The organism is Curtobacterium sp. VKM Ac-1376 (genome assembly GCF_015351025.1).
Lineage (GTDB): Bacteria > Actinomycetota > Actinomycetes > Actinomycetales > Microbacteriaceae > Curtobacterium.
Genome location: NZ_JADKRV010000016.1, coordinates 44672 through 53948, shown reverse-complemented (window position 1 = coordinate 53948; position 9277 = coordinate 44672). Strand labels below are relative to the sequence as shown.

The following is a 9277-nucleotide window of genomic DNA, read 5'->3' as shown; positions in this document are numbered from 1 at the left end:
CAGTTCGACGGTGAGGATTGGCCAACAGTCGTCGCGGTGGCAGGCCTGGACCGGATGTAGCTGACCTTCGTCGCCAGGCCACGAGGACCTCTCCGGGTCGCGTCAGATCAGTCGTCGTCATCCCACCATTCTCCGCCCGCGGCGAGGGGGTCCGCGGCCCGTGCGAGGTTCCGTACATGGTGCGAGGGCGCGTGCACCGCACGGAGTACGGAACCTCGCACCAGACCGAGCACCAGACCGAGCACCGGCGCGCCCCGCCTACCCCAGGCGCGACGCCACGAACTCCACCATCCGCCGCACGAGCACCGCCCGCGACGACGCCCGCCGGTACTCGTGCCCCTCACCCTCGAGCTCCAGGTACTCCACGTCGTGCGACCGCTCCCGCAGCGCCGCGACGACCTGGTGCGCCTCACCGATCGGCACGTTCGTGTCGAGTTCGCCGTGCACGACGAGCAGCGGCGCCGTCACGTCGTCGATCGCACGCATCGGCGACAGTGCCGCGAGCAGGGCTTCGTCCTCGACGGGGTGGCCGTACTTGGTGGCGGCAGCGGCCGCGATCCACGGTTCGGTGTCACGGTAGAAGGTCGCGAAGTCGCTCATCCCGCACACCGCGACCCCGGCCGCGAACACGTCCGGCGTGAACGCCAACGACGCGAGGGTCGCGTACCCGCCGTAGGAGCGGCCCTCGACGGCGACCCGGGACCGCTCGGCGTGCCCGTTCGTCACCAGGAACCGTGCGCAGTCCACGACGTCGGCGAGCGCGTTCCACCGCAGCGCCAGGTCGTCGGCGTGCACGAACTCGTGCCCGTACCCGGAGGACCCCCGGATGTTCGGTGCGAACACGGTCACCCCGGCGGCGGCGAGCGCCTGGTGCTGCGGGGAGAACGTGGGGCGCTCCTGCGACTCCGGTCCCCCGTGCAGGTGGACGAGCGCTGCGCGCGGGCCGGGAGGCACGGCACCAGCAACAGGGTCGGCGCCCGCCGCCGACGCGGTCGGCTCCACCGCCCGGTACAGCCACCCGGTCAGCTCCAGCCCGTCACGGGCGGCGAACCGCTCGAGCGTCGGCTCGACCAGCTGCACGTCCGGCAGCGCGGGCACGTCGGTGACCCGGCTCCAGGTCAGCGCGTTCGTGTCGAGCCGCCACAGTTCGCGCGGCCGGGTCGGTCCCTCGACGGCGAGCAGCACGCTCCGCCCGTCGCGACTGAGCACGGGATCGGTGACGACGTACCCGGGCAGGTCCGGCACGGGGGTGCGCGAGGCGTCGTGGGTGTTGATGAGGTCGAGTTCACTGCGACCGTCGACGTTCCAGACGAGCAGCAGGGTTCGTCCGGCGTCGTCGGCGTCCAGGTACTCGAGCTCGGCATCGTCGCGCTCGGCGATCCGCCGGGGTGTGCCGCGCCAGCCGTGCGGACCGACCGGCTGGGCGACGAGCCCGCGGCGGGGCAGCCCGGCCTCGGTGGCGACGTAGGCGACGAGCGGACTGGTCTCGCTCGCGGGCGAGGGCCGCAGGAACGCGATCTCGGCGGACCCGTCGGGGTCGTCGGCGAACAGCGCGTGGCTCTCGTCGGTCAACCGGTCGACGACCACGACGAACTCCTGGCCGCGCTGCCCGTCGCTCAGCACGACGAGCCGTTCCTCCACCGACAGGTCGAGGATGTGGATGAGTTCCCCGACCGCCAGGTCGTCGCGGTCACCGGTGACGGGGTCGACCAGGTACGCCCGGGCCGGCTGCTCGGGCTCGGTCGAGGGCAGGGTGATGACGACCCGGTGGCCACTGCGGCTCCACGGCCCGAGTTCGGCGTGCTGGTACCGCGAGCCGGCGATCTGCGCGGCGTCGGTGCCGTCCGGCCGCACCACCCAGACCTGTTGCTTCACGCCGCCGTCGGTGGCCAGGGCGACGGCGAGCCACTCGCCGTCGGACGACCACGACACCCGGATCACCGGGTCGTCGGACAGCGCGATCCGCACGGGTTCCGGCAGCTCGCCGTCGACGACGACGTCCTGCACGAAGACCTCGGGGGTGCCGTGCCGGTCGCTCACGAACGCCACCCGCCGGGCGTTCCGGGTCATGGTCGGTCCCCACGACCCCCAGGCGGCGGTGAGCCGCGCACCCAGGTCGGCCGCGGCCTCGGCAGTTACCGACGGCGCGACCGGGTCCGACGTCGACACGGATGTCGCGCCTCCCGGCCGCATCACCGCACCCCCTGCTGCTGCAGCCACATCTCGATCAGGCCGAGCTGCCAGAGCGCGTTGGCGCCGATCGCGGTCCTGGTGCTGTTCGGGTCCTGCAGCATCCGCTCGACGGCTGCGGGGTCGAAGAGCCCGCGTTCCCGGGCCTCCGGTGCGTGCAGCGCATCGCGGACGCGCTCCAGGTACGGGCCCTCGAGCTGCCGGATGGCGGGGACCGGGAACGAGCCCTTGCTGCGGTCGATGACGGCGTCGGGCACGACCCCGCGCGAGGCGCGCTTCATCACGCCCTTGCCGCCGTCGGTGAGCTTCATCGACGGTGGGATCGCGGCGGCGAGCTCGACGAACTCGTGGTCCAGGAACGGCACGCGGGCCTCGAGCCCCCACGCCATCGTCATGTTGTCAACCCGCTTCACGGGGTCGTCGACGAGCATGATCGTGGTGTCGCTGCGGAGCGCGGCGTCGACGCTGGTCTCTGCTCCCGGCCGTGCGAACTGGCGGTCCACGAACGCCGACGGGGTGTCGTCGTCGCTCTTCCAACGATCCCCGAGCAGACCCTGCAGCGCCGGCCACCGGCGGTCCATGAACACGGAGCGGTAGGCCTCGGCGGCCTGGTCACGCGGCACGTCGGCGAGTGGCGGGTACCAGTCGTAGCCGGCGAGCACTTCGTCGGCGCCCTGGCCGGACTGCACCACCTTGACGTGCTGCGAGACCTCCTGCGACAGCAGGTAGAAGGCGACGCAGTCGTGGCTGACCATCGGCTCGCTCATGGCGGCGACCGCACCGTCGATGCCGTCGAGCAGCCGCGACGAGGGGATGTGGATGCGGTGGTGGTCGGTGCCGAAGTGCGCAGCGACCTGGTCGGAGTACTCGAACTCGTCGCCGGATTCACCACCCGCCGCCTCGAACCCGATGCTGAACGTGGCGAGGTCCTGCTGCCCGGCCTCGGCGAGCAGCCCGACCACGAGCGAGGAGTCGATCCCGCCGGAGAGCAGCACCCCGACCGGGACGTCGGCGACCATCCGGCGCTCGACGGCGGTGCGGAGCGAGCCGATGAACGCCTGCTCCCAGTCCCGCTCGGACCAGCCGGCCCTGGCGGGGTCGCGCTCGAAACGGGGCTCCCAGTAGACGGTGTCGTGCGCGGTGCCGTCGGGCTCGATCACCCGGACGGTCGCGGGCGGGAGCTTGCCGACGCCGGCCAGGATCGTGCGGGGAGCGGGGACGATGGAGTGGAAGCTCATGTACGAGGCGAAGGCGACGGGGTCGATGGACGTGTCGATGCCACCGGCGCTCGTGCCGCCGCTGCCGGCGTCGCCGGCCAGGATCGCGGGCAGGGACGAAGCGAACCGCAGCCCGCCCGGGACCGGAGCGACGTAGAGCGGCTTGATGCCGAGCCGGTCGCGGGCCAGGACCAGCCGACCGCTGCCGTGCTCCCAGATCGCGATCGCGAACATCCCGATCAGGTGGTCGACGAACGCGGTGCCCCACTCGGCGTACGCCAGGGCGATGACCTCGGTGTCCGACGTCGACGCGAACCGGTGGCCCTTGCCGTGCAGCTCGTCGCGGAGCTGCCGGTAGTTGTAGACCATCCCGTTGTAGGCGATCGTCAGCCCCGCCTCGGCCAGCACCATCGGCTGCGCACCGGCGGTGGACAGGTCGACGATGGACAGTCGGCGGTGCCCGAGCGCCACCGGTCCGCGAGCCCACAGTCCGTCGCCGTCGGGGCCGCGGTGCGTCATGCAGCCGGTCATCCGGGCGACCGCCCCGACGTCCGGCGCTCGGCCGTCGAACCGGATCTCACCCGCGAGTCCACACATCAGCGTTCTCCTCCGGTCGGTGCCGCTCCGGTCGGGGCGGTGCCGGTCGGCACGGCTCCGGTCGGGGCTGCACCCACGATCCAGGTGTCCTTCGCGCCACCCCCCTGCGACGAGTTGACGACCATGCTGCCCTCGGGCGCGACGCGGGTGAGCGCGACGTCCGCCAGGTGCACGTCGTCCGGCCCGGTGCCCGTCGCGTACACGAAGGCCCGCAGGTCCACGTGCCGCGGGTCGAGCCCGTTCGGTCCGATCGTCGGGTGCGAGGACAGCTGCACCACCTCTTGTCCCACCCAGCCGGCCGGGTCCGCGGCGATCTCCCGCCGGCGCTCGGCGACCTCGGGTGCACTCGCGCTCGGCCCGATCAGGACCCCGCGGCCGCCCTCGCCGTCGACCGGCTTCGTCACGAGTTCGCCGACGCGGTCGAGGACCGACAGCCGCTCGGCCTCGATGCTCGTGCGGTAGGTCGGTACCGAGTCGAGCAGGGGTTTCTCGTCCAGGTAGTACCAGATCAGGTCCGGCACGGTGACGTACATCGCCTTGTCGTCGACCAGCGCGTTCCCCGGCGCGTTGGCCAGGTACACGCGGCCCGCCTCGGCGGCGTCGAGGATCCGGGCACCGAGGTCGGGCGCGTGCTCCGCCGTCAGCGCGCTGACGTCGCGGTCGATCCGCAGGTACAGCCCGTCGAGCACGTCGCCGGTGGTCACGTCGACCACGCGTCCGTCACGGACGTCCAGGTCGGACCCGGCCACCAGGCGCAGCCCGGCTCCGTCGGCCAGCCTGCGGTGCTCGAACCAGGCGCCGGCGGCGGGGCCGTCGCTGACCAGCGCCATCACCGGATCGGTGGCACCGGTCACCGCGGTCGTGTTCGCGCAGAGGGTCCGACGCAAGCGGTCGGTCACGCCGTGCGGGTCGCGCAGGTGCGCCGGCCGCGGGGCGTCCGGTACGACGTCGTCCATGAGCTCGCGCAGGGCGATGCCGTACGCGACGCCCGACGGCGAGCGGACGTTGTCCTCGAGCACCCGCCACCCGCCGAACTCGTTGCGCACCAGGTCGAACCCGAGCACCGGCGCACGGACGGCGGCCGCCGGCAGCCTGGTGGCGTCCGGGTCCCAGCCCTTCGCACCCACGAAGTGGTCCGCGTCCAGCACGCCGTCCGCGACGATCCGCCGCTCGCCGTACGCGTCCCGCAGGAACAGCTCGATCGCCCGGGCCCGTTGCCCGAGGCCCCGCTCGAGCTGCGCCCACTCGTACGCGCTGATCGTCCGTGGCACCAGGTCGCAGCCGAACTCCTGCGCCCCGCCGTCGACCACGAAGCCGACGTGGTGCTCGCGCGTCCACACGTCGCGGGCAGCGCAGCGCTCGATCGTCGCCTCGGCGTCCCACCCGCTGAAGAACGCCGCCAGGTCGCGGAACGCCGGACGCGGGCGTGCACCCGGGCCCACCGCCTCGTCGCCGGCACGCACGCGGTACCCGTGGATCGCGACCGCCGGGTCCTCGTTCCGGCCGGAGGGGGTACCGGCGGTGTCCTCGACCACCAGGGCGACGACGTCGTCGAGCTCCCCGCGCTCGGCGTACGCGGTGCGCTGCCGATCGGTCGAGTTGCCCCGGGCCAGGGTGTCCTCGAGCAGGTCCGCCACCGTGCCCCAGTCGCCGAGCTCCTCGAGCTCCGGGCGCAGGCGTGACACGAGTTGGCGCACCGCGACCTCGGCGGGCAGGCGTTCCGGGTGCTGCCCGAGTCCGACGAGTTCGCCGCTCAACCCGGAGCGGGCGGCCTGCCACATCGCCGCACGGTGCAGGGGTTCGCTGCGCGGGTGCCACTCGGCGCCGGACACGATCGACTTCTCGGCCTTGCGCACGGCGGCGCGGAAGAGCCCGGCGATGAGCACGGCGTCGTCGACCACCGGCGTCGCGTCGCACACCCGGAGTTCGAGCGTCGGCGCGTGCGAGGACGGCCGCACGTCGAAGTAGGCCATCTTCTTGTCCGCGATGACCCCGGACGCGATCAGGTCCTCGAGCACCCGGTCGTACTCGGCGGCGTCCGTGACCGGGCCGAAGCTGCCGGCCGACGGCCATCGCTGCCAGATGATGCTCCGGAACGACGCGTACCCGGTGTCCTGCCCGTTCCAGAACGGGCTCGACGCACTCAGGGCCAGCAGTGCCGGGAGCACCGGCGCCACCCGCTGGGCGATCTGCACCGCCAGGTCGCGGTCGCTCACCCCGACGTGCACCTGCAACCCGCAGATCAGCTGCTCGTCGACGAGCATCCGGTACTGCTCCTGCATCCGGCCGTACCGTCCGCCGGAGCTCAGCTCGAAGTCGGCGTACTCGGACCTGGGGGCGGTCCCGACGGCCGCGATGGTGACCCCGGCCGGGGCGATCGCGGCACTGAGCTCACTGCGCAGGTCCACGATCACGCGCCGCAGGTCGTCGAGGGTCGTCACCACCGGGGTGTTCGTCTCGATGGTCGTGCGCTGCAGTTCGGCGCCGAAGCGGTCGGCGGGCAGTTTGGGCAGAAGGCGCGGGGCCTTCGCGGAAAGTCGGCCGGACTCGAGGTCGATGAGGTGCAGCTCTTCCTCGGCGCCGAGCGTCAGCTCTGCACTCATGGCTGGAACCTACGCGAGACGCCCGTGGTGTGTCCGCCGCCGCTCTCCACGACTCACACTCGTAACACGCCCGGCGAGAACGGCCGGAGCACCGTGCGACACTCGCTCCGTGACCCCGACGAGGACCCGCCCCCGACACGAACACCGGGCACCGGTCGCCGTGGCGGTCCTGGTGAACCTGGCGCTCAGCCTGTTCCTGCCCGACGAGGTGCTGTTCTTCCCGTCGTGGGTCGTACCGGCGCTCGGCGTCCTGCTGCTCACCCCGCTGATCGTCTTCAACCCCCGACGCCTGACCCGCGAGACGACCTGGTCCCGGTGGCTGTCCTTCGCACTGGCGATCCTGCTGACCGTCGCCAACCAGCTCACGGTGATCCGGACGGTCACCGAGTTGCTGGGCGGTCACGCGGACGGTGCGGCCGTGCTGCTCACCGCGCTGCAGGTGTGGGTGAGCACGATCATCGCGTTCGGGCTCGTCTACTGGGAGCTCGACCGCGGCGGGCCGGTGGCACGTCGTCGTCCCGAGCTGTGGGCGAGCGACGAGGCGGACTTCCAGTTCCCGCAGGAGACCGACCCGAAGACCGCTGCCTGGCGCCCGGTCTACCTCGACTACCTCTACGTCGCGATGACGAACATGATGGCCTTCAGCCCGACGGACACCATGCCGATGACCATCCGGGCGAAGATGATCATGGCCTACCAGTCGCTCGGCGGGTTCATCCTGCTGGCACTGGTCATCTCACGGGCGGTCAACATCATCAGCTGACGCGGTTCGCGCGACACCCTGGAACGACGGACGGGAGGCGCGGTGCCAGCTGGCACCGCGCCTCCCGTCCGTCGTCGGTCGCCGCTACTGCGGGTCGGCGGGCTCGCCGCCCGAGTCGACGTCGCTGTCCTGCTCGGGGTCCTTCGTCGCGTCACCCGTGGACGACCCGTCCGGGAGGTCCTCGGTGTACTGCTGCTGGGTCTCGGTGGGATCGCTCGATCCGTCCGGTGTCGTCGAATCAGTCATGACCCGGACGCTACGCGGAGCGGCACCACCCCCGTTCAGCGACCGATCAAGCGAGGGGCAGTCGGCTCCCGGGTCGCGCGTGGCGTCCTCCGTACCGAGGACGCGCTGGGCACCGACCACGGGATCGACGGACCCGGCGTGTCGGGGCCGAGCCGTGCCTCCAGGCCGGACGGCGACCTGGAGACGGACGACCGGCGACGGACCCCCGAACACGAAGAAGGCCCCGGATTCCTCCGGGGCCTTCTTCTTCTTCGCCTGGTGCGCGAGGGGGGACTTGAACCCCCACGCCGTTTCCAGCACACGGACCTGAACCGTGCGCGTCTACCAATTCCGCCACTCGCGCCAGCCCCGAAACACTATCACGCACAGACGGCCTCAGGTGCCAACCACTACCATGCAGTGGTTGACGACCGACGACACGGGAGACGCATGGGCCTGCTGGACAACTTCGAGCGAGGGTTGGAACGCGCCGTCAACGGCGCGTTCGCGAAGACCTTCCGCTCCGGGGTGCAGCCCGTCGAGATCTCGAGCGCCCTCCGGCGTGAGCTCGACACGAAGGCCGCAGTCGTCTCCCGCGAACGCATCCTCGTGCCGAACGAGTTCACCGTGCGCCTCGCGCCGCCGGACTTCACCCGCATGAACGACGTCGGCCGACCACTCATCGACGAACTCACCCAGATGGTCCACCAACACGCCGTCGCGCAGAACTACTCGTTCTCCGGACCGGTCACCATCCGGCTGCAGCAGGACGGCACCCTGTCGACGGGCATCCTGCAGATCGACTCCACCACCGTGCAGCGCGACGTCGCGTGGATCCCGGTCCTCGACATCGGCTCGCAGCGACACCGTCTGCACCGCGGGCGCACGGTGATCGGGCGCGGCAGCGACGCGGACATCACCATCGCGGACACCGGAACCAGCCGGAAACACGTCGAGGTGCTGTGGGACGGCAAGCACGCGCAGGCCACCGACCTCGGCTCGACGAACGGGTCGAAGCTGAACGGTCAGCACTTCCAGCAGGCGATCGTCGAGCCGGACTCCACCATCGAGATCGGTCGTACCCGTATGGTGTTCCGGGTGATCCCCGAGAACGACGGAGGTGCTCGATGACTACAGGGCTGACTCTGCTCGTCCTGCGCTTCGCGTTCCTCGCGGTGCTCTGGCTGTTCGTCTTCGTGATCGTGTTCGCCCTGCGCAGCGATCTCTTCGGTCAGCGCGTGCGCACGATCCCGACCGATCCGAAGTCGGCCCCGTCCGGGCCGAGCACCCCAACGGCACCCGCGGCGGCCGCGCCCGGCCCCGTTTCCAGCGGCGCGTTCACCGACCTCATCGGTCAGCCCGGAACCGCGCAACAGTCCGCCTCGCAGGTCCCGTCCCGCCTCGTCATCACCGAGGGCGCGCGTGAGGGCATGGAGATGCCGCTGGGCGGCGGACCGATCACGATCGGGCGGTCGAGCGAGTCGAACGTCGTCATCCGTGACGACTACACCTCGACCAACCACGCCCGCCTCGAGCTGCGTGCCGACGGCTGGCTCCTCACCGACCTCCAGTCCACGAACGGCACCTTCGTCAACGGTCAGAAGGTGAGCGCTCCCGTGACCGTCGCGGAGGGCACACCGATCACGATCGGGACGACGACGTTCGAGCTGCGGCGGTAACCC

At 71.5% G+C, this 9277-nt stretch carries 7 protein-coding genes and 1 tRNA gene; 3 read left to right on the top strand and 5 right to left on the bottom strand.

Going from position 1 to position 9277, the window contains the following annotated elements; genetic code table 11:
* Positions 1 to 258: 258 nt before the first annotated feature.
* Genes ITJ56_RS15195 through ITJ56_RS15185 form a run of 3 tightly spaced genes read right to left on the bottom strand, consistent with a single transcriptional unit; the run spans position 259 to position 6607 of the window.
* The gene (locus ITJ56_RS15195) at positions 259 to 2169 is read right to left on the bottom strand and encodes a S9 family peptidase (RefSeq protein WP_323749834.1); all 1911 of its coding nucleotides are present in this window, start codon (positions 2167 to 2169) and stop codon (positions 259 to 261) included.
* A 23-nt stretch (positions 2170 to 2192) separates the two neighbouring features.
* Positions 2193 to 4004 carry an N-acetylglutaminylglutamine amidotransferase gene (locus ITJ56_RS15190; RefSeq protein WP_194631466.1) on the bottom strand — a complete coding sequence of 604 codons (1812 nt, stop codon included), beginning with the start codon at positions 4002 to 4004 and terminating at the stop codon, positions 2193 to 2195.
* On the bottom strand, positions 4004 to 6607 hold the full coding sequence (locus ITJ56_RS15185; protein WP_228517989.1) for a glutamate--cysteine ligase: 2604 nt from the start codon (positions 6605 to 6607) through the stop codon (positions 4004 to 4006). The genes ITJ56_RS15190 and ITJ56_RS15185 overlap by 1 nt, the downstream gene beginning before the upstream one ends.
* Before the next feature lie 109 nt (positions 6608 to 6716).
* On the opposite strand from ITJ56_RS15185, the gene ITJ56_RS15180 reads away from it, so the two are divergent.
* A complete protein-coding gene (locus ITJ56_RS15180; RefSeq protein WP_194631465.1) occupies positions 6717 to 7370 on the top strand; it encodes a DUF1345 domain-containing protein in 654 nt (217 codons plus the stop codon).
* 84 nt (positions 7371 to 7454) lie between these two features.
* On the opposite strand, the gene ITJ56_RS15175 is transcribed toward ITJ56_RS15180, so the two are convergent.
* Positions 7455 to 7616 (bottom strand): hypothetical protein, encoded by a 162-nt coding sequence (locus ITJ56_RS15175; protein ID WP_194631464.1) that lies wholly within the window; start codon positions 7614 to 7616, stop codon positions 7455 to 7457.
* 256 nt (positions 7617 to 7872) lie between these two features.
* Positions 7873 to 7959 (bottom strand) — tRNA-Leu (locus tag ITJ56_RS15170).
* A gap of 86 nt (positions 7960 to 8045) precedes the next feature.
* Between ITJ56_RS15170 and ITJ56_RS15165 the strand changes: the two genes are divergently transcribed.
* Together ITJ56_RS15165 and ITJ56_RS15160 are read left to right on the top strand one after the other, a co-directional pair.
* The gene (locus ITJ56_RS15165; RefSeq protein WP_194631463.1) at positions 8046 to 8726 is read left to right on the top strand and encodes an FhaA domain-containing protein; all 681 of its coding nucleotides are present in this window, start codon (positions 8046 to 8048) and stop codon (positions 8724 to 8726) included.
* Positions 8723 to 9274, top strand: a complete 552-nt coding sequence (locus ITJ56_RS15160) for an FHA domain-containing protein (RefSeq protein ID WP_194631462.1) — start codon at positions 8723 to 8725, stop codon at positions 9272 to 9274. The genes ITJ56_RS15165 and ITJ56_RS15160 overlap by 4 nt, the downstream gene beginning before the upstream one ends.
* Positions 9275 to 9277: the final 3 nt, after the last annotated feature.

Bases quoted from the DNA above. Each gene is read 5' to 3' on its own strand.
- ITJ56_RS15160 (WP_194631462.1), top strand. From the start codon at position 8,723: ATGACTACAGGGCTGACTCTGCTCGTCCTGCGCTTCGCGTTCCTCGCG.
- ITJ56_RS15165 (WP_194631463.1), top strand. From the start codon at position 8,046: ATGGGCCTGCTGGACAACTTCGAGCGAGGGTTGGAACGCGCCGTCAAC.
- ITJ56_RS15185 (WP_228517989.1), bottom strand. From the start codon at position 6,607: ATGAGTGCAGAGCTGACGCTCGGCGCCGAGGAAGAGCTGCACCTCATC.
- ITJ56_RS15175 (WP_194631464.1), bottom strand. From the start codon at position 7,616: ATGACTGATTCGACGACACCGGACGGATCGAGCGATCCCACCGAGACC.
- ITJ56_RS15190 (WP_194631466.1), bottom strand. From the start codon at position 4,004: ATGTGTGGACTCGCGGGTGAGATCCGGTTCGACGGCCGAGCGCCGGAC.